Raw genomic sequence first — 20472 nt, 5'->3', positions numbered from 1 at the left:
ATCCGCCGGACAGGCCTTAGCGGTCCCGGGCGAGGACGTCGTCCAGACGTGCCAGCAGCGCCGGCACGTCCCGGAGCGCGGTGATGCCCTCCGGCAGAGGCGGGCGGCGGACGACCACGACGGGGAGGCCGAGGTCGCGGGCAGCCGTGAGTTTCGCGGAGGTCGCCGCGCCCCCGCTGTCCTTCGTCACCAGTACGTCGACGCGGTGCTCGCGCAGCAGAGCCGTCTCGTCGGCGACGGTGAACGGGCCGCGCGCCAGCAGGACACGGGTGTGCGGAGGCAGGGGCGGCTCGGGGGGTTCGACCGACCGTACGACGAAACTCAGTTCCGTCAGTCCGGCGAAGGCCGCGAGGCCGAGGCGGCCGGTGGTCAGGAACACCCGGCGTCCGAGTGCGGGCAGCGCGGCGGCGGCCGCCCCCAGGGAGGGGACCGGGTGCCAGCGGTCGCCGGGGCCGGGCTGCCAGCCGGGGCGGCGCAGCACCAGCAGGGGGACCCGAGCGGCGGCCGTGGCGGTGGCCGCGTTCACGGTGATCGTCGCGGCGAACGGGTGGGTCGCGTCGACGACGGCGTCCACGCTCTCCTCCCGGAGCCAGGCGGCGAGTCCGTCCGGGCCGCCGAAGCCGCCGACGCGTACCTCGCCGTCGAGCGCGCCCGGACGGGTCACCCGTCCGGCGAGCGAGGTCGTGACCCGGGTCCCGGGGCGGGCGGCCAGCGCGGCGGCAAGCCGGCGCGCCTCGGTGGTGCCGCCGAGGATCAGCACGTGCGGGGACATGCGCCGAGCGTACGGGGAGCGGGCAGGGCGCCCGGCGGCGGCCCGCGCGCCGAAGATCGCCGTCGGCCCGCACGCCTGTGCTGTTCGCCCTACGATGACGCCGGGCTATCTAAGGAGTCATGTCCGTGGACTGGAGCAGGCGGGGCTATCACGCCCAGCGGTGGGCGGCGCGGGGGGCGTTGCTCGCGGCGGCGCTCGCGGTGGCGACCCCCCTGGTCTACGGCGGGCTGCGCGGACTGGCGCTCCTGGTGCTCGGCGTGGTCGGGCTGGCGCTCAGCGCGGCGGCGGTGTGGTGGACGCTGACGTTGCGCGGGCCGCTGCGGTGGGCTGCCGCGGTGGTCGCGGTGTGCGTGCCGGCGGGGCTGCTGGCGCTGTTCGCGGTGACGCTGTTCTGGGCGCTGCTGGTGTCGCTGGCGCTGTGGGGTCTCGCGGTGTGGAGCGGCAGGTACGCGCTGCGCGGGACGGGCGGGCACACCCCGGTGCGGGAGCGCCGGCTGCCGCCGCCCCGCAAGCCTGTGCTGATCATGAACCCGCGGTCCGGCGGCGGCAAGGTGGGCCGGTTCCAGCTGCGGGAGAAGGCGGAGCGGCTCGGCGCGCGGGTGGTGCTGCTGGAGCCGGGCGCACAGCAGGACGTGACCGAACTGGCCCGGCAGGCCGTCGCGGACGGCGCGGACCTGCTGGGCGCGGCGGGCGGCGACGGCACCCAGGCGCTGGTCGCGGCCGTGGCCGCCGAGCACGACATCCCGTTCCTGGTGATCAGCGCGGGCACCCGCAACCACTTCGCGCTCGACCTCGGCCTGGACCGGGGGGACCCGGCGGCGTGTCTGGACGCGCTGACGGACGGGGTGGAGCTGCGGGTCGACCTGGGGTTCGCCGGGGACCAGCCGTTCGTCAACAACGCGTCGTTCGGCGCGTACGCGGCGATCGTGCAGAGTCCCGCGTACCGCGACGACAAGATCGGCACGAGCCTGGAGATGCTGCCGGACCTGCTCACAGGGCAGCAGGGACCGAGGCTCGTCGTCCACGTCGGCGACACCACGCTGACGGCTCCGCAGGCAGTACTGGTCAGCAACAACCCGTACCGCACGGGCGACCCGTTCGGACTCGGGCGCCGCGAACGGCTGGACTCGGGCACGCTGGGCGTCCTCGGGGTGAAGGTGGAAGGCGCGATCAGCGCGGCCGCGCTGCTGCTGAACCCGGAGCCGGCGGGGCTGACGGTGCTGACGGCGCCGGAGGTGGTCATCGAGGCGGACCGGGACGCGATCGAGGCGGGCGTCGACGGCGAGGCGATGATCCTCCCGGCGCCGGTCCACTGCCGCATCGCCCCGGGCGCGCTCCGCGTCCGCGTCCCCCGCAAACGCCCGGGCGTCGCCCCCGCCCCGCCCCGCCTGGACTGGCGCCGCCTGCGCAAACTGGCCGCGACGGTGGGCCGGACGGCGGCCCCGACCCACCTGCACTGGCCCGGCCACAAGCAACGGAGCCTGGAAGACCACCGCGAGACGACGCCCCCGGGCGGATCTCCCCGATCCTGAGTTCCGTTCGCTCACCGCAGCAACAGCTGCAGTCCCCCCACCACGGTCGCCGCGATGACCAGCTGCTCGAACAACCGCTGGTTGATCCTCGTCACCGCCCACTTCCCCAGCAGCGCCCCCGGCACCACGAACGGCACCAGCGCCGCGTCCAGCAGCAGTGAGTCCGCGTCGATGAGGCCCAGGCCCGCGCTGAACGGCAGTTTCGACGTGTTGACGATCAGGAAGAAGAATGCCGACGTGCCCAGGAAGCCCAGCTTCCGGAAGCCCGCCGAGAGCAGGTACATCGACATCACCGGGCCGCCCGCGTTGGCGACCATGGTGGTGAAGCCGCCGAGGACGCCGTACGAGCGGGCTTTGATGCGGCCGGCCCGGGTGACCACGCCGTCGGGGTCGTCCTCGGTGTCGGCGCGGCGGCGGCGCCACACCGTGACCCCGGCCATCAGCAGCAGGATCGCCCCGATCGAGGTCCGTACGATGCCGTCGTCCGCCCACATCAAGAAGACCGTGCCGACGACCACGCCCGCCGCGACGGCGGGGAACAGCCGCCACAGGGTGGGCCAGTGGGCGTGCCGCCGGTAGGTCAGCACGGCCAGGACGTCCCCGGCGATCAGGATGGGCAGCAGCACGCCGGTGGACGCGCGGGCGGGCAGGACGGCGGCGAAGACGGCGAGACTCACCGTGTTCGCGCCGCTGACGGCGGTCTTGGAGAACCCGACGAGCAGGGCCGCGAAGGCCAGCGCGGCGAATTCCCAGCCGGTGAGGTCCCAGAGGGTCATGGTGTTCATGCGGCGACCGATGCTACGTGCAGGCATCGGCCGCCGGTAAGGCATGTCCCACCAGGTGACCGCCCGGGCCGGCGCCGGGGCGGCCGCCCGTCAGTGGCGTTCGACCAGCACCGCGCTGCCCTGTCCCACGCCCACGCACATGGTGGCGAGGCCCCGTTCGGCGCCGGTGCGGCGCATGCGGTGCAGCAGCGTGGTGAGGATGCGGGCGCCGGAGCAGCCCAGCGGGTGGCCGAGGGCGATGGCCCCGCCGTCCGCGTTCACCCGCTCCGGGTCGACGCCGAGCTGGTCGACACAGGCCAGCGCCTGTGCGGCGAACGCCTCGTTGAACTCGGCCTCCTGGACGTCCCCGATGTCCCAGCCGGCGCGGGCGAGCACCTTGCGGGTGGCGGGGACGGGGCCGATGCCCATGACGTCGGGGTGGACGCCGGCCGAGCCGCCGGCGACGTAGCGGCCGAGGGACTCCAGGCCCAGCTCGTTGAGGGCCTCCTCGCTGACGAGGATCAGCCCGGCGGCGCCGTCGTTCATCGGGGAGGCGTTGCCCGCGGTGACCGAGCCGCCGGCGCGGAACACCGGCTTCAGCCGGCCGAGCTTCTCCAGGGAGGTGTCCTCGCGGACGCACTCGTCGGTGCCGACGACCACGCCGTCCGGGCGGGTCACGGGCAGGAGTTCGTCGTCGAAGTGGCCGTTCTTGCGGGCCTCGGCGGCGCGCCGGTGGCTGCGCAGGGCGAACTCGTCCTGCCGTTCGCGGGAGATGCCGTACCGTCCGGCGACCTCCTCCGCGGTCTCGCCCATCGCCAGCAGGCCGTGGAGCTCCTTCATCGCCGGGTTGACGAGCCGCCAGCCGAGCCGCGTGTCGTACGTCTCGATGCGGTGCGGGAGCGCCTCGTCGGGGCGGGGCAGCACGAAGGGGGCGCGGCTCATGGACTCGGAGCCGCCGGCGATGACGATGTCGGCCTCGCCGGCCGCGATGGTGCGGGCGGCGGTGGTGACGGCCTCCAGTCCAGAGGCGCAGAGGCGGTTGACGGTGGCGCCGGGGACGGACTCGGGGAGGCCGGCGAGCAGGGCGGCCATGCGGGCGACGTTGCGGTTGTCCTCGCCGGCCTGGTTGGCGGCGCCCCAGTAGACGTCGTCGACGCGGGCCGGGTCCAGCGCGGGCACGTCGGCGACCAGGCCGCGGATCACCGCGGCGGCGAGGTCGTCGGGCCGTACGCCCGAGAGGGCTCCGCGCAGTTTGCCGATGGGAGTGCGGCGGGCGGCCGCGAAGTGGACGGGTCGCAACGGGAACTCCTGATCCGGAGGCCGACGGCCGGGCTGACGGTCGGCGGCCCACTTAATTAGCACCGCTAGTTTCGGACTATAGACCGGCCCGCCCCTCCCGGGGAAGATCCTGGAGGTCACGGCCGGTCCGCCGTACCGCCGGCCGGGTTTGTCCCGGAGGGCCGGGGGCACCCGCGCGTTCAGGGAGTGGTCGCGGAGCGCGGCCCGCGCCGGCATCGCCCGCGGGTCCCCGCCCTCGCGCCACGAGCGCATCAACTGGGAGGAACACCACTTCATGACCGTCGTGAGGAGCACACTTCCGGACGAGGCCCGCCGCGTTTCCAGCGAGGCCCTCCAGGAGACCCTGATCGACCTGCTCGGACTGTCTTTGATCGGCAAGCAGGCGCACTGGAACGTCGTGGGACCGCGGTTCCGCTCGGTCCATCTGCAGTTGGACGAGGTGGTCTCGTCCACCCGGGCGCACGCGGACACGGTGGCGGAGCGCGCCGCGGCCATCGGCGTGCCGCCGGACGGCCGCCCGGAGACCATCGCCAAGGTCTTCTCCCTGCCGGCGCCCGCGGAGGGCTGGCTGCGTGACTCGGAGGCCGTCGAGGTGATGACCGACGCCCTCGGCGCGGCGATCACGCGGCTGCGTGAGCGGATGGACGCCACCGAGAAGGCCGACCTGGTCACGCAGGACCTGCTGATCTCCATCACCGCCGACCTGGAGAAGCAGCGCTGGATGTTCGAGGCGGAGAACCACCCCCGGGAGTCCTGAACATCCCGGACGTACGACGCACGCGGACGAAGGGGCACACGATGACCGACGCCCTCGAGATGGACGCGCTGTGGGAGGACTTCCACCGCGCGGTGAACATGACGTCGGCGGAACTGGCCGCCTGGCTGCGGGTCGGTGACGCCGGCGAGACGACGGAGCCGCTCCCGGACCGGGCGGGCCCCGACACGGGACAGCACGTCCTGGCCATCCTCCAGAAGCGCCGCACCGACCTCACCGAGGACGACCTGCGCGTGATGGAGGAGGTCGTCGACGCCGTCGACGAGGAGACGGACCCCGAGAACGAGCCGGTCGCCGGGGACACCGCCCGCCGCCACCGTCTGATGACCCTGGGCCACGACCCGCTCAAGGCGTGACCGTGGCCGGCCGCGGCGACGAGCGGGCCGTGGTGCGCGTCCTCGTCGAGGCGCACGGCGAGACGTACGCGCACGAGGCGGGCATCGCCCTGCGGAACACGCCCCAGCCGCTGTACCGGCTGCTGGTGCTGGCCCATCTGCTCAGCGCGCGCATCCGCGGCTCGGTCGCCGTGGCCACCGCCCGTGCCCTGCACGAGGCGGGGCTGCGCGACCCCCGCCGGATGACCGAGGCGAGCTGGCAGCAGCGGGTGGACGCCCTCGGCCGGGGCGGCTACCGGCGCTACGACGAGCGGACCGCCACTCAACTCGGCGAGGCAGCCAAGCTGTTGCTGGACCGCTGGGGCGGTGACCTGCGCCGGCTGCGCGCGGAGACCGACGGCGACGTGGACGAACTGCGCCGTCTGCTCCAGGAGTTCCCCGGCATAGGCCCGTCCGGCGCGGCCATCTTCCTGCGCGAGGTGCAGGCGGTGTGGCCCGAGGCGGCCCCGCTGGTGGACGACAAGGCGCTCCAGGGCGCCCGGCGGCTGGGGCTGCCGGACGACCCGGAGCGGCTGCTCGGCCTCGCGGGCGGGACGGAACCGGCCGTGCTGTCCTCGGCACTGGTGCGCGCGGCGCTCGACAAGGACGTCGCCGAGGACACCCTGCGCAAAGCGGAGTCCCGCTGACCGCCGCCCATCTTCCGTGCGGGTCGCCCCGGTTCACGGGGCGACCCGGTCCGTTCCCGGGACAATGTGATCACCGCGATGCACAATGGCCGGGTCGGCCCGTACGGGCACGACGCGGGCGAGGGAGAGGGAGAGACCGTGAGTGAGAGCCACACCCCGACGAGCGGCTCGGCGAGGCTGAACACCGGTGTGGCGCACAACGCGCGCGTGTGGAACTACTGGATCGGCGGCAAGGACAACTACGAGGTCGACCAGCAGGTCGGGGAGCACGTCGCGTCGATCATCCCCGTCATCCGGGACATCGCCCGCGCGGACCGCGACTTCCTGGGCCGCGCGGTGACGTATCTGACGCGTGAGCGCGGGGTGCGGCAGTTCCTCGACGTCGGCACGGGACTGCCGACGGCGGACAACACCCACGAGATCGCCCAGCGCATCGCGCCGGACGCGCGGATCGTCTACGTCGACAACGACCCGATCGTCCTCGTCCACGCCCGGACCCTGCTGACCGGCACGTCCGAGGGCGCCACCGACTACATCGACGCCGACGTGCACGACCCGGACGCCATCGTGGAACGGGCGTCCGCCACGCTGGACTTCTCCGAGCCGGTCGCGGTGATGCTGCTCGGCATCCTCAACTTCGTGCTGGACACGGAGAAGGCCCGGGAGATCGTGCGCCGCGTCATGGCAACGGTTCCCTCGGGCAGCTTCCTGGTGCTCACCCACCCCACGTTCGACCCCGAGGTGGGCGGGGAACTCCAGGTCCCGGCGATGGAGTTCTGGAACGCGAACGCCACTCCCCCGATCACCGCCCGCAGCGCCGCCGACATCACCGCGTTCTTCGACGGACTGGAGCTCGTCGAGCCCGGTCTGGTCTCCTGCTCCCAGTGGCGCGCCGAACCCGGCGCCGCCCCGGTGGTGCCGCAGTACGGCGCGGTGGCCGTGAAGCCCTGACCCTCGAAAGTATGATCAAGCAATGTCTGACATGACCGAGACCACGCCGGGCTGGCTGTCCTCCGACGACCTGGAGCAGGCACGCGCCCAGATGCCGATCCTGTACGTCGAGGCCGTCCCCGTGCGTGTGGACGACAGTGGTGAGGTCACCAGTGTCGGTCTGCTGCTGCGCATCGGGCCCGACGGGACGGTCAGCCGGACCCTGGTCTCCGGCCGGGTGCTGCACCACGAGCGGGTGCGTGACGCGCTGCTGCGTCATCTGGAGAAGGACCTCGGCCCGGTGGCGCTGCCCCGGGTCCCGGCGTCGTTGCAGCCGTTCACGGTCGCGGAGTACTTCCCCACCCAGGGGATCACGCCGTTCCACGACCCGCGGCAGCACGCGGTGTCGCTGGCGTACATCGTGCCGGTGACCGGTGACTGCCGGCCCCGGCAGGACGCGCTGGACCTCGTGTGGTTCACCCCGCAGGAGGCCGTGTCGCGGGCGGTGCAGAGCGAGATGCCGGGCGGGCACGGAGTGCTGCTGAAGCAGGCGCTGGCGCACGCGGGCTGCGTGATCTGAACACGCGACGCCGTCCGGACCTCCCTCGCGGGGCGGTCCGGACGGCGCGGTGCGTTCGGCGGGAGGCTCAGCTCTCCGGGTGGGTGAGGTTGGTGCCGTTCTTCGGGTCGAAGACGTGCGCCTTGGACAGGTCCACGCGGAGCTCGATCGGCTGGCCCTCCCGGGCGCGGGTCGCCGCGTCCAGGCGGGCCACGATCTGCTGGTCCCCGCCGGCGCCGGTGTCGGCGAGGCCCGAGTCGGTGGCCAGTTCGTCCAGCTCGGCGGTGCTCACCGGGCCGCCCTCGGCGGTGAAGTAGACGTAGGCGTCGGAGCCCAGCGACTCCAGCACGTCCACGGTGGCGGTGATGACCGGGCCGCCGGTGTCGCGGGCGAGGCTGACGTCCTCGAACGCCTCCGGCCGCAGTCCCACGATGACGTCGCGGGGCGCGTCCCGCCGCTCCAGCTCGCGGCGCATCCGGTCGTCCAGGGGCAGGTCGCCGAGCGGTGTGCGCAGGGTGTCGGGGGTCAGGGACGCCTGGACGAAGTTCATCGCCGGGGAGCCGATGAACCCGGCGACGAACAGGTTGCGCGGCATGTCGTACAGCTCGGCGGGGGTGCCGACCTGCTGGACCACGCCCTGGCGCATCACGACGACCCGGTCGCCGAGGGTCATGGCCTCGGTCTGGTCGTGGGTGACGTACACGGTGGTGGTGCCCAGGCGGCGCTGGATGCGGGAGATCTGGGTGCGCATCTGCACGCGGAGCTTTGCGTCCAGGTTGGACAGGGGTTCGTCCATGAGGAACGCCTTGGGGTTGCGGACGATGGCCCGGCCCATCGCGACCCGCTGGCGCTGGCCGCCCGAGAGGTTGGACGGTTTGCGGTCCAGGAACTCGACGAGGTCGAGCACCTTGGCGGCCTCCTCCACCTTTCGGTCGATGGTGGCCTTGTCGACCTTGGCCAGCCGCAGCGGGAAGCCCATGTTCTCCCGCACGCTCATGTGCGGGTAGAGGGCGTAGCTCTGGAAGACCATCGCGACGTCCCGCTCCTTCGGCGCGAGGTCGTTGACGACCTTCCCGTCGATGCGCAGGGTGCCCTCGGTGATGTCCTCCAGGCCGGCGATCATGTTCAGGGTGGTCGACTTGCCGCACCCGGAAGGTCCGACGAGGATCACGAACTCGCCGTCGGCGATGTCGAGGTTCACGTCCCGCACGGCGAGGGATCCGTCGGGATAGCGCTTGGTGACTCCCTCGAGCACGATCTCGGCCATGGGTGCTGCCTCCTTGCCTTCGGGCTCATCCCTTGACCGCGCCGGAGGTCAGGCCGGCGACGATCCGCCGCTGGAAGAGCAGGACGAAGATGATGATCGGGATGGTGATCACCACGGCGGCCGCGGCGATCGATCCGGTGGGCTGCTGGAACTGCGAACTGCCGGTGAAGAACGCGATCGCGGCGGGCACCGTGCGCGCGGACTCGGTGGAGGTCAGCGAGATCGCGAAGAGGAAGTCGTTCCAGCAGAAGATGAACACGAGGATGGCGGTGGTGAACACGCCGGGCGCGGCGAGCGGCACGATGACCAGCCGGAACGCCTGCGCGGGCGTCGCCCCGTCCACCTTGGCGGCCTTCTCCAGGTCCCAGGGGATCTCCCGGAAGAACGCCGACAGGGTGTAGATCGCCAGCGGCAGCGAGAAGGTCATGTAGGGGATGATCAGCCCGGGCCAGGTGTCGAAGATGCCGATGCTCCGCTCGATGTTGAACAGCGGGGACACCAGGGAGATCGGCGGGAACATGGCGATGAGCAGCGACATCCCGATGAGCACCTGCTTGCCGGGGAACCGCAGCCGGGCGACCGCGTAGGCGGCCATCGTGCCGAGGACGACGGCGATCAGTGTGGCGATGAGCGCGATGCCGATGGAGTTGATCAGGGCCCGGGTGAACTCGGAGGTCTGGAAGATCCCCTTGTAGTTCTCCCAGGTCCAGTCGGTGGGGATGTAGCTGCCGTCGGTGAGGGTGCTGGGGTCCTTGAACGACAGTGCGGCGATCCACCACACCGGGAACAGGGCGTACAGCACCACGACGACGTTGACGATCGCCCATCGCGTCGCGTGGGACCTGCCGGCGGCGGCCATCAGCGCTTCACCTCCGCGCCCGGTGCTGCGGCGCCGAACAGTTTGACGAACGTGAAGGCGATGATCCCGACGCAGATGAAGATCAGGACCGAGATCGCCGACCCGATGCCCAGGTTCAGCGCGGTGAACAGGTTGTCGTAGCCGAGGATGGACAGCGATCCGGTGCCGTGGGCGCCCGCGGTCAGGACGTAGATGTTGTCGAAGATCCGGAAGGCGTCCAGGGTGCGGAAGAGCAGGGCGACGAGGATCGCCGGTTTCATCAGGGGCAGCATCACCTTGGTGAACCGCTGCCAGGGGGTGGCTCCGTCGACCATCGCGGCCTTCAGCGTCTCCTCGGGGACCAGGGCGAGGCCGGCGAGCAGCAGCAGCGCCATGAAGGGGGTGGTCTTCCACACCTCGGCCAGGATGATCAGCCACAGCGCGGGCCACTGCTCGGTGAGCGGGGCGTCCCCGCTGGGCAGCAGCCCGGCGAGGTAGCCGAGTTCGGGGGTCCAGGCGTACTGCCAGGAGAAGGCGGCGACGACGGTGACGATGCCGTACGGGATGAGGACGGCGGTGCGGACCGTGCCGCGCGCGAAGATCGTGCGGTGCATGACCAGGGCGAGGCCCATGCCGAGGACCAGTTCGATGGCGACGGACACCACGGTGAGGAAGATCGTCACCCAGAAGGCGTCCCACCAGAACGGCGAGGACAGCACGGCCCCGTAGTTGCCGAGGCCGATGAACTCGGCACGGTTGGGGAAGCGCAGGTCGTAGCGCTGGAGGGACAGGTAGATCGCGTAGCAGATGGGGTAGGCGGTCACGGCGAGCATGACGATCACGGCCGGCGCGCACAGCAGCCAGCCGAGCCGCCGTTCCTGCCGTGCGCCCGCCGACAGGGCCTTCTTGCCGCGTGCTTCGTCCTTCGCCGGCTCTGCCATGGTGCTCACGGGATCACACCCTCGGATCGCAGGGCCTTGTCGATCTGTTCCCTGATGGTGTCGACGTCGCTCTCCGGCTGGATGTCGGAGGGCGGGGACAGGGTGTGCGAGACGGCGATCGACACGTTCTGGTAGGCGGGGGTGAGCGGCCGTACGCTCGCCGACTCCAGGGAGGCCAGGACCTCCTTGGAGAAGGGGTACTCCTTCATGAAGTCCGGCTCGTCGTAGATGGCGCGCAGGGTGGGCGGGAGTCCGCCCTTGAGCGCCGCGTTGAGCTGGTTCTCCCGGTCGCGCAGGCACAGGGCCGCGTCGAACGCCAGGTCGGGATGGCGGGAGTAGGCGCTGACGGCGAGGTCGATGCCGCCGATGGTGGGCCGCGAGGGGCGGTCGGCGTCCACGCGGGGGTAGACCGCCCAGCGGAAGTTCTTGAAGAGCGCGGGGTTGTTGCTCTTCATCGACGGATAGACGAACGGGTAGTTGATCTCGAAGGCGGCGACTCCCGACTCCATGGCGAGCCGGTTCTGGTCCTCCATCTGGTTGGGCAGGGAGGGGTCGGCGGCCGGGGAGCGGGCGAGGTCCCGCATGATCGAGGCGGCCTTCACGGCGGGCGGGCCGAGGGAGGGCTCGGTGGCGCTCTTGTTGAGGATGGAGCCGCCGGCGCTGTTGATCAGGGAGTTGAACCAGACGGTGAGGCCCTCGTACTGGGCGCCCTGGATCTCGACGAAGTGCGGTTTGCCCTGCCGGGCCAGCTCGCGGGACATGTCCAGCATCTCCGCCCAGGTCGTGGGCGGCTTCGGCACGAGGTCCTTGCGGTACCAGAGCAGCTGGATGTTCGTGTTGTACGGGACGGCGTAGAGCTTGCCCTTCCAGGTCGCCGTCTGGAGCGGCACGTCGAGGGTGCCCTCGGTGGCCCGGCGCTTGTTCTCGCCGGTCCACTCCTTGATCCAGCGGGCCTCGGCGAACTCGGCGGCCCACGTGATGTCCAGGCCGAGGATGTCGAGGGAGTCGTCCTCGGCGGCGAGCCGGCGCACCATCTGCTGCCGCTGGCCGTCGGCCGCGCGGGGCAGCTTGTTGTAGACGATCCGATAACGGCCCCCGGACTCCCGGCTGCACCGGTCGGCGGCCTCCTGGAGGGCGCCGGAGTCGTCGGGGAAGTTGTACCAGTTGAGGGTGGGGCGGGAGCTCTCGCCGTCACCGCCGCAGGCGGCGAGCGTCGAGGCGAGCACGGTCAGGGCGAGCAGCGCCCGCGCGCACCGCGGCCTTCTGTGACGTCCGCACCTCGCGTGCAATCGCTCCACACCTCGCTTCCGGGACGGCGACACGGGCGTCGGAACCCGCGACGGTGTCTCCCGCGGGCACGTTAGATCGCCACGAAAGAGACATCAAGAACATACGCGGACGATTCTCAGGTCGCGCGGGCCGATGAGTTCGCGGCTCCCGGCCGGTCGGTACTCGTGACATCTCAGGAAAGGGCAACGCCATGTCGGAGCTTCTCGTCGACTTCATCACCACCCTGGACGGCTACGCGTCGGGAGAGGGGTGGCCCGGGTTCTGGGGCCTGGAGGGCCCGGAGTACCTCGCCTGGCTGGGTGAACAGCCCAAGGTCACCTACCTGATGGGGGCGAACACCTACCGGCTGATGTCGGGCTTCGCCGCGGGCGACGTCCCGGCCGGCCAGGACGAGTTCAGGGACGAGGAGAAGGAGTCCGTCGACGAGCTCACGCAGGCGCCCAAGGTGGTGTTCTCCTCCTCCCTGGAGGAGCCGCTGACGTGGGCGAACTGCACGCTCGTCCGCGACGACGCCGTGGAGACCGTCCGCGCCATGAAGGAGAGCGAGCCGGGGATCCTCAGCACGATCGGCAGCCTCAGCCTGTCCCGGTCCCTGCTGCGGGCCGGTCTCGTGGACCGGTTCCGGGTGGTGATGTTCCCGGTGATCACCGGTGCCACGGGCGCGGAACGCATCTACGACGGCTATCCGGACGTGGCTCTGGAGATGACGGGGAGCCGCGCCTTCGACGGCCGGACCCAGATGGTCGAGTACAGGCCGCGCGTGCTGGAGCACCCGCCGCTCGGCGCGCCCGCCTGACGGGGCCGACATGCGTCAGGGCCGGTGTCGGAGAGTTCCGACACCGGCCCCGCGTCACGTCGGGACGACAGGATTTGAACCTGCGACCCCTTGACCCCCAGTCAAGTGCGCTACCAAGCTGCGCCACGTCCCGATGCCCGTCTGACCTGGGGATTCCCCCGGCCGAACGCGCACGGAAACCATACCGCACTCACGGCGGTGATCGCGCATCCGTTTCCCCGCGCACGCCACCTCCGGGTGACGCTTGACCTCAAGCTTGCTTGAGGTCGCACGATCGACGACATGACGATCACCGAGCAGCGCACACAGACGTACGGATACTCCGATCTCCCGGGCCTGATGGGGCTGATGACCGGGGACGAGAAGCACGGACCCGCCGCGACGTCCACGCTCGACGTGCTGTGGGTCCTCTACGACCGGGTGCTCCGGGTCGGCCCCGACAGCGCCGACGATCCCGGACGGGACCGGTTCCTGCTGTCGAAGGGGCACGGGCCGATGGCGTACTACGCCGTCCTCGCCGCCAAGGGGTTCCTGCCGGCGGACTGGCTGCCCGGCTTCGGCTCCTACGACTCCCCGCTCGGCCACCACCCGGACCGGACGCTGGTGCCGGGCGTGGAGATCGGCAGCGGGTCGCTGGGGCACGGGCTGCCGATCGCGGTGGGCACGGCACTCGGGCTGCGCGCCCAGGGGCTGCGTGACCCGGCGGTGTGGACGCTGATCGGGGACGCCGAGCTGGACGAGGGCAGCAACCACGAGGCGATCGCCTTCGCCGGCCCCGCCGGCCTGGACCGGCTGCACACGGTCGTCGTCGACAACTCCTCGGCGTCGTACGCCCGTCCGGGCGGGATCGCCGCACGGTTCGAGGCGGCCGGCTGGTCCGCCCGCACGGTCGACGGCCGTGACCACGAGGCGCTGTACGACGCGTTCACCGCCCCGCACCCCGGCAGGCCGCACGTGGTCGTGGCCCGGGTGGAGCCCAAGAACGCCTGAGCACCGCAAGAGATCGCTCTCCCTCTCACCTGGGTCACCGAAAGAAGGAAGATTCCCGTGGACACCATGCGTGATCGTTTCGCCCCCGTCGTCACCCAGTTGCTGGACGAGGACCCCCGGGTCGCCGTGCTCCTGGCGGAGGTCGGCGCGGACCGTTTCACCGAGGCGCTGCGCCGACATCCGGACCGGGTGGTCAACGTCGGCATCCGGGAACAGCTGCTGGTCGGCGCGGCGTCCGGGATGGCGCTGGCCGGGCTGAGGCCCGTGGTGCACACCTTCGCCAGCTTCCTCGTCGAGCGGCCCTTCGAGCAGGTCAAGCTGGACCTGGGGCACCAGGACGTGGGCGCGGTGCTGGTGAGCGCCGCCGCCTCCTTCGACTGGCCCGCCGGCGGCTACACCCACATGGCGCCGGGCGACGTGGCGCTGCTGGACACCCTGGACGGGTGGACGGTGCATGTGCCGGGTCATCCGGACGAGGCGGAGACGCTGCTGCGGCACGCGGTGGCCGCCGGCGACGACAAGGTGTACGTCCGGCTGTCCCTGCAGTCCAACGCGGCCGGGCGGCCGGTGGACGGGCGGCGGTTCCTCACGGTCCGGGAGGGCCGCGCGGGGGTGGTCGTCGCGGTGGGGCCGATGCTGGACAACGTGCTGGCGGCGACGGAGGGCCTGGACGTCACCGTCCTGTACGCGACCACCGTCCGCCCCTTCGACGCGGACGCCCTGCGCCGGGCCACCGAGGCGGCGGGGACGGACGTCGTGGTGGTGGAGCCGTATCTGGCGGGGACGTCGACGGGGGCGGCGAACGACGCGCTGGCCGACCTGCCGCACCGCGTGCTGGGGCTTGGCGTGGGACGGGCGGAGCTGCGCCGCTACGGGCAGTTCGACGAGCACCTCGCGGCGCACGGTCTGGACGCGGGGTCGCTGCGCGAGCGGATCAGCCGGTTCACCGCCGGTGGTGTGCCCGCCGGGGTCTGAGTCGCTTCGGTGAGCGTGGGGTGCGCGCGCCGCCGGGACCCCCCTCCGGACCCGGCGGCCACGCGTGATCCGGATCATGCCACGGGGCACTGACAACGGGAGGGGGCCGTACGGTCCCGTTCCGTCAGGCCTCCGGCGGCAGCCCCAGCCGGGGGTGCGCCTCGAGCAGCCGGGTCGGGGCGGCCTGGCGCCAGGAGTCGGCGAGGATGTCCCGCAGTTCGTCCTCGTCCTCCAGCGCCGCGAGCCGGACCCGCACCCACGCGAACTGCGCCTCGTGGTCCGCGATCCAGAACTTCTCCGGCTCGGCGAGGGCCAGTTCGTCCCGCTCCTCCTTGGGGCAGCGCACGGCGATCGACGTCTCGTCCTCCGGCAGGGTGGCGAACATCTTGCCCGCGACGCGGAACGTGGGCATGCTCCAGGCGATCTTCTCCGTCGTGTCCGGCAGGGACAGGGCGATCCGTCGTACGTCTTCGGCATCGAGCATGGCTGGCACGGTAGCCTCCGGCACGGACAATCAGACTTTCGATGTCCTGACCTCCCGTTTTCGGGGGCTCCGCCCCCGGACCCCCGTTCGCGCAGTTCCCCGCGCCTCTAGTGGCGCGTTGCCCGAAGGCGCTTGTAGTAGATCGTCGTGGGGCGCAGTACCCCCGCCGGGTTCGCCGCGTAGTCGGGGATCGCGCCCACCTCCGTCCAGCCGGACGTGCGGTACAGGTGCTCGGCGGGGCTGCCGGTCTCCGTGTCCAGGTGCAGCAGGGTGATGCCGTCCGCCGCGGCCGCCTCCTCCGCGACCGTCAGCAGCCGGCGGCCGAGGCCCTTGCCGCGGGCCGTGCGGTGCACCATCAGCTTCACCAGTTCGGCGCGATGCGCGCTGTTCGGCTTGTCGGCGGGCAGGGCGAGGCTCACGGTGCCCAGCACCCGGCCGCGTTCCTCGTACGCCGTCCACACCACGAGGCGTCCGGCGGCGACGGCCTCGCACCGCTGCGTCCACCAGGCGACGGCGTCCGCGTGGTTCAGCGGGGCCAGGAAGCCGACGGACGCGCCGCCGTCCACGGTGTCGGTCAGCAGGTCGGCGAGCGCGTCGGTCAGCTCCAGGAGCCGGGCGGCGTCGGGGCGTTCGACGTTCACGGGCGCACCACCGCCAGTACGTAGCGGACGCCGTCGGGGTTGGGGCAGCGGAAGCGGGTGGGGCCCCAGACGCGCAGCCGGAGGCAGTCGCCCTCGCCCACGAGGTGCTCGGTGTCGCCGACGGTGACGGCGAGGGCGCCTTCGAGGACCCAGATGTGCTGTTCGAGGCCGGGGACGGGCGGGCGGTCGTAGGGGATGTCCGCGCCGGCGGTGAGGCGGCCCTCGACGAGTTCGCCGCGCAGTCCGGCGTGCGGCGGGGACACGGAGCGGCGGACGAAACCGGACGCCTTGTCTCGCCACACCGGCTGGTCGGCGGCGCGCACCACCGGCGCCGGCTCCGCCTCGATCTCGCTGAGGAGCTGGGACATGGTGCGGCCGTAGACGGAACAGAGGCGGTTCAGCAGGGAGGCGGTGGGGCTGGTCTCGGCGCGCTCGGCGCGGGACAGCGTGGACCGGCTGACGCCGCTGCGTTCCGCCAACTCCCCCAGGGACCAGCCGTGTTCGGCCCTCAATTCCGCCAGCCGCGCGCCGAGGCGGACGTCGACGGGATCGGGAGCAGCCTCCTGTTGTTTCATATCCGGGACGATATCCCGGATATGGTCAGCCAGGAAGAGGCTCTCAGGCGTCCTCCGCCGCCGCGCGGAGCGCGTCCAGGACCGGGCGGATCAGCGGATGCCCCTCCGCGCCCCGGCGCACGGCGGCGAACACCCGGCGCGTGGGCGCCACCCCGTCGACCGGGCGCACCACCACGCCCGTGAGGTCCATCCCCCGCAGCGCCGACCGGGGCACCAGGGCCACGCCGACGTCGGCGGAGGCGAGGGCGACGACCGCGCGGAAGTCGTCCGAGGAGTGTTCGAGACGCGGCTGGAAACCGGCGTTCTCGCAGGCCAGCACCACCACGTCATGGCAGGGGTTGCCGGGGTACGGGCCGATCCAGGGGTCCTTGGCCAGCTCCGCGAGCGGCACCTCGGGCCCGTCGGCCAGGCGGTGGGTGACGGGGACGACCGCGTCGAACGGCTCGGCGTAGAGCGGGACGTGGGTGAGGCGCGGGTCGTCGGCGGCCGGCGCCCCGCGGTACTCGACGGCCACGGCGACGTCGACCTGCCGGTCCAGGACCATCGGGAGGCTCGCGTCGCCCTCGGCGTCCTGCACCCGGATGCGGATGCCGGGTGCGGAGTCGGCGAGGCGGGCCACGGCCGGGGCCACGACCTGCGCGATGCCGGTGGCGAAGGCGGCCACCGTGACGGTGCCGGCCTCCCCCGCCCCGTACGCGGCCAGCTCGGCCTCGGCCCGCTCGAGCTGGGCGAGGACCGCGTGGGTGTGGCTGAGCAGGATCTCCCCGGCGGGGGTGAGCCGTACGCCCTTGGCGCCGCGCTCGACCAGGCGGTGGCCGGTCTCCTGCTCCAGGGCGGTGAGCTGCTGGGAGACGGCCGAGGGGGTGAGGTACAGCGCGGCGGCCGCCGCGGTGACCGTGCGATGGTCCGCCACCGCACGGAGGATGTGGAGCCGCCGCGCTTCGATCATGGGATCGATTGTCTCAAATGCAGCGGTGCGCGACGGTCAGGCGTCGTCGAGCTCCGCACGGGCCGCGACGAACGCGTCGACGGCTCGGTTGACGTCGTCCGTGGAGTGCGCCGCCGAGAGCTGCACGCGGATACGCGCCTGGCCCTGCGGCACGACCGGGTAGGAGAACCCGATCACGTAGACGCCGCGCTCCAGCAGCAGCTCCGCCATACGGCCCGCGCGGGCCGCGTCGCCGATCATCACAGGGGCGATGGCGTGGTCGCCGGGGAGGATGTCGAAGCCCTCCTCGGTCATCCGGCGGCGGAACAGGGCGGTGTTCTCGGCCAGGCGGACGCGCAGCTCGTCGGCGGACTCCAGCAGGTCGAGGACCTTCAGGGAGGCGGCGGCGATGACCGGGGCGAGCGTGTTGGAGAACAGGTACGGGCGGGAGCGCTGGCGCAGCAGGGCGACGATCTCGGCGCGGGCGGCGACGTACCCGCCGGAGGCGCCGCCGAGGGCCTTGCCGAGCGTGCCGGTGATGATGTCGACACGGTCCATGACGCCGTGCAGTTCGGGGGTGCCGCGGCCGCCGGGGCCGACGAAGCCGACCGCGTGCGAGTCGTCGACCATGACCATGGCGCCGTGCCGGTCGGCGAGGTCGCAGATCTCGTCCAGCGGGGCGACGTACCCGTCCATGGAGAAGACGCCGTCGGTGACGATCAGCGTGCGGCGGGCGCCTCCCTCGGCGGCCTCCTTCAGCTGGCGCTCCAGGTCGGCCATGTCGCGGTTGGCGTAGCGGAAGCGGCGGGCCTTGGACAGGCGGATGCCGTCGATGATCGACGCGTGGTTCAGCGCGTCGGAGATGACCGCGTCCTCCGGGCCGAGCAGCGTCTCGAACACGCCGCCGTTGGCGTCGAAGCAGGAGGAGTAGAGGATCGTGTCCTCCTGGCCGAGGAACGCCGACAGCCGCGCCTCCAGCTCCTTGTGCACCTCCTGGGTGCCGCAGATGAAGCGGACGGACGCCATGCCGTAGCCCCAGCGGTCCAGGGCCTCGTGGGCGGCGGCGATCACCTCGGGGTGGTCGGCGAGGCCCAGGTAGTTGTTGGCGCAGAAGTTGAGGACCTCACCGGGGCGGCCGCCGGCGGTGACGTTCACGGTCGCGGACTGCGGGGTGCCGATGACGCGCTCGGGCTTGTGCAGGCCGGCGGCGCGGATCTCGTCGAGTGTGGCGCGCAGGTCGTCGCGCACGGAGTCGAACATCTCAAAGCTCCTTGGAGGGCAGATGACTTACGCGGTCCAGTCGAGGATGACCTTGCCGCCCTTGCCGCCGGCGGCGTCCTCGAAGGCGGACTCGTGGTCGCGGTAGGAGTAGCGGCCGGTGATCACGGGGGCGAGGTCCAGTCCGCCCTCGAGGAGCACCGACATGGCGTACCAGGTCTCGAACATCTCGCGGCCGTAGATGCCCTTGACGGTGATCATCGAGGTGACGATCCGGGCCCAGTCGACCGGGAACTCCTCGGCGGGCAGGCCGAGCATCGCGATGCGGCCGCCGTGCGTCATGTTGGCGATCATGTCGCGCATCGCCTCGGGGCGGCCGGACATCTCCAGGCCGATGTCGAAGCCCTCGCGCAGGCCGAGGGTCCGCTGCCCGTCGGCGATGCTCGACTCGGCGACGTTCAGCGCCAGGGTCGCGCCGATCTTGCGGGCGAGCTCCAGGCGCTCCTCGCTGACGTCGGTGATGACGACGTTGCGCGCGCCGGCGTGCCGGGCCACCGCGGCGGCCATCAGGCCGATCGGTCCGGCGCCGGTGATCAGGACGTCCTCGCCGACCAGCGGGAAGGACAGCGCGGTGTGCACGGCGTTGCCGAACGGGTCGAAGATCGCGGCGACGTCGAGGTCGACGGGGACGCGGTGCACCCACACGTTGGTGGCGGGGAGCACGACGTACTCCGCGAAGGCGCCGTCGCGTCCCACGCCGAGGCCGACCGTGGCGCGGCACAGATGGCGGCGGCCGGCCAGGCAGTTGCGGCACTTGCCGCACACCAGGTGGCCCTCGCCGCTGACCCGGTCACCGGGCTTGATGTCGTCGGGGACGTCCCGGCCGGTCTCCACGACCTCGCCGACGAACTCGTGCCCGAGCACCAGCGGCGTGTCGATCGTCTGCTGGGCCCAGCCGTCCCAGTTACGGATGTGCAGGTCGGTGCCGCAGATACCGGTGCGCAGCACCTTGATCAGCACGTCGCCGGGTCCGACGGCGGGCTCCGGGACGTCCATGAGCCACAGCCCGGGCTCCGCCTTCTCCTTGACCAGCGCCTTCAACGCTACGGCTCCTGAGGGTGAGTCCCGGGTGCGGGCATGCCGAGGCGGCCCGGTCCGGGAAGAGGAGTGGAATCGACTGCAATCTGCCGTACAACACCCTCACCGGTCCATCGAGGATTTCTTAAGCGCGGCCACAGCTTTGCTTCACGCGTCACCCGTCCGGGCGCGGTGGCGCGCCACGCGTCACAGCGGCAGCCCGTCCTGCTCCCGCCGCTCCAGCCGTGCGGCGAGTTCCGCGGCCTGCGCCTTGATGGCGGCGAGACCGGGCTGCCCCCAGCCGCGGGGCCTTACGTCGCTGACGGCGACGGTGCCGAGCACCAAGCCGGTGCCGTCGGTGAGCGGCGCGCCCATGTAGGAGCGGATGCCGAACTCGTCCACCACCGCGTTGCCCGCGAACCGCGGGTAGTCCGTCACGTCCTCCAGCACCAGCGCCTTGCCGCGGGCGATGACGTGCGGGCAGAAGCCGTGGTCACGGGGCAGCGCCCGGCCGAGCAGTGCGCCGGTGCCGTCGCTGCGGAGGACCGGGGCGACGCCCGGGGTGTGCAGACCCGCGAAGAACTGCCCGTGCTCGCCGGGGAGGTTGACCACGGCGTACGGCGCCCCGGTGAGCTCGGCGAGGCCGCGGGCGAAGGCGTCCAGCTCGGGGTCGGGGTGTTCCCCGAGTGCGAGCCGGCGCAGCCTGCGGGTGCGCTCCGGCGCCTGCCGGTCCTCCGGGGTGAGCAGCAGCCGACCGGCCGGGCGGGGCGGGTCGTAGCTCATGGGCGGGCTCCCGGGGC

At 72.1% G+C, this 20472-nt stretch carries 23 protein-coding genes and 1 tRNA gene; 9 read left to right on the top strand and 15 right to left on the bottom strand.

What is annotated here, in order from left to right; all coding sequences use genetic code 11:
• Positions 1-16: 16 nt before the first annotated feature.
• Complete coding sequence (locus ACQY0Z_RS27605) at positions 17-772, bottom strand: cobalt-precorrin-6A reductase (RefSeq protein WP_189905583.1); 756 nt, start codon at positions 770-772, stop codon at positions 17-19.
• A gap of 119 nt (positions 773-891) precedes the next feature.
• On the opposite strand from ACQY0Z_RS27605, the gene ACQY0Z_RS27600 reads away from it, so the two are divergent.
• The gene (locus tag ACQY0Z_RS27600; RefSeq protein ID WP_189905581.1) at positions 892-2304 is read left to right on the top strand and encodes a diacylglycerol/lipid kinase family protein; all 1413 of its coding nucleotides are present in this window, start codon (positions 892-894) and stop codon (positions 2302-2304) included.
• Between the two features lie 11 nt (positions 2305-2315).
• Here the strand turns inward: ACQY0Z_RS27600 and ACQY0Z_RS27595 are convergent, their stop codons facing one another.
• Both ACQY0Z_RS27595 and ACQY0Z_RS27590 read right to left on the bottom strand, forming a co-directional pair.
• Positions 2316-3089: a sulfite exporter TauE/SafE family protein gene (locus ACQY0Z_RS27595; protein ID WP_189905579.1), complete on the bottom strand. Its 774-nt coding sequence runs from the start codon at positions 3087-3089 to the stop codon at positions 2316-2318.
• A gap of 90 nt (positions 3090-3179) precedes the next feature.
• Positions 3180-4367: a thiolase family protein gene (locus ACQY0Z_RS27590; protein ID WP_189905577.1), complete on the bottom strand. Its 1188-nt coding sequence runs from the start codon at positions 4365-4367 to the stop codon at positions 3180-3182.
• A 274-nt stretch (positions 4368-4641) separates the two neighbouring features.
• Here ACQY0Z_RS27590 and ACQY0Z_RS27585 point away from each other — a divergent pair, with 274 nt between their 5' ends.
• The 5 genes from ACQY0Z_RS27585 (at position 4642) to ACQY0Z_RS27565 (ending at position 7673) form a co-directional block, all read left to right on the top strand.
• Positions 4642-5124, top strand: coding sequence for a Dps family protein (locus ACQY0Z_RS27585; protein ID WP_189905576.1), 483 nt, complete (start codon positions 4642-4644; stop codon positions 5122-5124).
• Between the two features lie 41 nt (positions 5125-5165).
• A complete protein-coding gene (locus ACQY0Z_RS27580) occupies positions 5166-5498 on the top strand; it encodes a DUF3140 domain-containing protein (protein WP_347226139.1) in 333 nt (110 codons plus the stop codon).
• A gap of 2 nt (positions 5499-5500) precedes the next feature.
• On the top strand, positions 5501-6163 hold the full coding sequence (locus tag ACQY0Z_RS27575) for an endonuclease (RefSeq protein WP_189905621.1): 663 nt from the start codon (positions 5501-5503) through the stop codon (positions 6161-6163).
• Positions 6164-6301: 138 nt separating this feature from the next.
• A complete protein-coding gene (locus ACQY0Z_RS27570; protein WP_439812982.1) occupies positions 6302-7114 on the top strand; it encodes an SAM-dependent methyltransferase in 813 nt (270 codons plus the stop codon).
• A gap of 31 nt (positions 7115-7145) precedes the next feature.
• Positions 7146-7673 (top strand): NUDIX hydrolase family protein, encoded by a 528-nt coding sequence (locus tag ACQY0Z_RS27565; protein ID WP_006130344.1) that lies wholly within the window; start codon positions 7146-7148, stop codon positions 7671-7673.
• Between the two features lie 67 nt (positions 7674-7740).
• On the opposite strand, the gene ACQY0Z_RS27560 is transcribed toward ACQY0Z_RS27565, so the two are convergent.
• The 4 genes from ACQY0Z_RS27560 to ACQY0Z_RS27545 are packed head-to-tail and all read right to left on the bottom strand — an operon-like array spanning position 7741 to position 11924.
• On the bottom strand, positions 7741-8919 hold the full coding sequence (locus ACQY0Z_RS27560; RefSeq protein ID WP_189905570.1) for an ABC transporter ATP-binding protein: 1179 nt from the start codon (positions 8917-8919) through the stop codon (positions 7741-7743).
• A 25-nt stretch (positions 8920-8944) separates the two neighbouring features.
• Positions 8945-9778 carry a carbohydrate ABC transporter permease gene (locus ACQY0Z_RS27555; protein ID WP_189905568.1) on the bottom strand — a complete coding sequence of 278 codons (834 nt, stop codon included), beginning with the start codon at positions 9776-9778 and terminating at the stop codon, positions 8945-8947.
• The gene (locus ACQY0Z_RS27550; RefSeq protein WP_189905619.1) at positions 9778-10698 is read right to left on the bottom strand and encodes an ABC transporter permease subunit; all 921 of its coding nucleotides are present in this window, start codon (positions 10696-10698) and stop codon (positions 9778-9780) included. The genes ACQY0Z_RS27555 and ACQY0Z_RS27550 overlap by 1 nt, the downstream gene beginning before the upstream one ends.
• 5 nt (positions 10699-10703) lie before the next feature.
• Complete coding sequence (locus ACQY0Z_RS27545) at positions 10704-11924, bottom strand: ABC transporter substrate-binding protein (RefSeq protein ID WP_347226140.1); 1221 nt, start codon at positions 11922-11924, stop codon at positions 10704-10706.
• A 254-nt stretch (positions 11925-12178) separates the two neighbouring features.
• On the opposite strand from ACQY0Z_RS27545, the gene ACQY0Z_RS27540 reads away from it, so the two are divergent.
• Entirely contained in the window at positions 12179-12784 is a 606-nt protein-coding gene (locus ACQY0Z_RS27540; RefSeq protein ID WP_254586201.1) for a dihydrofolate reductase family protein, read from the top strand.
• A gap of 59 nt (positions 12785-12843) precedes the next feature.
• On the opposite strand, the gene ACQY0Z_RS27535 is transcribed toward ACQY0Z_RS27540, so the two are convergent.
• Positions 12844-12917, bottom strand: a tRNA-Pro gene (locus ACQY0Z_RS27535).
• 149 nt (positions 12918-13066) lie between these two features.
• On the opposite strand from ACQY0Z_RS27535, the gene ACQY0Z_RS27530 reads away from it, so the two are divergent.
• Together ACQY0Z_RS27530 and ACQY0Z_RS27525 are read left to right on the top strand one after the other, a co-directional pair.
• Positions 13067-13774, top strand: a complete 708-nt coding sequence (locus ACQY0Z_RS27530) for a transketolase (RefSeq protein ID WP_189905561.1) — start codon at positions 13067-13069, stop codon at positions 13772-13774.
• 57 nt (positions 13775-13831) lie between these two features.
• Positions 13832-14749, top strand: a complete 918-nt coding sequence (locus tag ACQY0Z_RS27525) for a transketolase family protein (RefSeq protein WP_189905559.1) — start codon at positions 13832-13834, stop codon at positions 14747-14749.
• A gap of 124 nt (positions 14750-14873) precedes the next feature.
• Here ACQY0Z_RS27525 and ACQY0Z_RS27520 read toward each other — a convergent pair whose 3' ends face one another.
• The 7 genes from ACQY0Z_RS27520 to ACQY0Z_RS27490 form a co-directional block, all read right to left on the bottom strand.
• Positions 14874-15233: an MmcQ/YjbR family DNA-binding protein gene (locus ACQY0Z_RS27520; RefSeq protein ID WP_189905557.1), complete on the bottom strand. Its 360-nt coding sequence runs from the start codon at positions 15231-15233 to the stop codon at positions 14874-14876.
• A 107-nt stretch (positions 15234-15340) separates the two neighbouring features.
• The gene (locus tag ACQY0Z_RS27515) at positions 15341-15874 is read right to left on the bottom strand and encodes a GNAT family N-acetyltransferase (protein WP_189905555.1); all 534 of its coding nucleotides are present in this window, start codon (positions 15872-15874) and stop codon (positions 15341-15343) included.
• On the bottom strand, positions 15871-16449 hold the full coding sequence (locus ACQY0Z_RS27510) for a helix-turn-helix domain-containing protein (RefSeq protein WP_189905553.1): 579 nt from the start codon (positions 16447-16449) through the stop codon (positions 15871-15873). The genes ACQY0Z_RS27515 and ACQY0Z_RS27510 overlap by 4 nt, the downstream gene beginning before the upstream one ends.
• A gap of 43 nt (positions 16450-16492) precedes the next feature.
• Positions 16493-17398: a LysR family transcriptional regulator gene (locus ACQY0Z_RS27505; RefSeq protein ID WP_189905551.1), complete on the bottom strand. Its 906-nt coding sequence runs from the start codon at positions 17396-17398 to the stop codon at positions 16493-16495.
• 36 nt (positions 17399-17434) lie between these two features.
• Positions 17435-18637: a glycine C-acetyltransferase gene (locus tag ACQY0Z_RS27500; RefSeq protein ID WP_439812981.1), complete on the bottom strand. Its 1203-nt coding sequence runs from the start codon at positions 18635-18637 to the stop codon at positions 17435-17437.
• Between the two features lie 27 nt (positions 18638-18664).
• Positions 18665-19696 carry an L-threonine 3-dehydrogenase gene (gene tdh, locus ACQY0Z_RS27495; protein WP_189905547.1) on the bottom strand — a complete coding sequence of 344 codons (1032 nt, stop codon included), beginning with the start codon at positions 19694-19696 and terminating at the stop codon, positions 18665-18667.
• Positions 19697-19879: 183 nt separating this feature from the next.
• Complete coding sequence (locus tag ACQY0Z_RS27490; protein ID WP_189905545.1) at positions 19880-20455, bottom strand: GAF domain-containing protein; 576 nt, start codon at positions 20453-20455, stop codon at positions 19880-19882.
• Positions 20456-20472 lie beyond the last annotated feature (17 nt).

The sequence above is a fragment of the Streptomyces sp. P9-2 genome (assembly GCF_051903975.1).
Taxonomy (GTDB): Bacteria; Actinomycetota; Actinomycetes; order Streptomycetales; family Streptomycetaceae; genus Streptomyces; species Streptomyces cellulosae.
The sequence above is the reverse complement of the archived record's forward strand: the minus strand, read 5'-3'. Positions and strand labels throughout refer to the sequence as shown.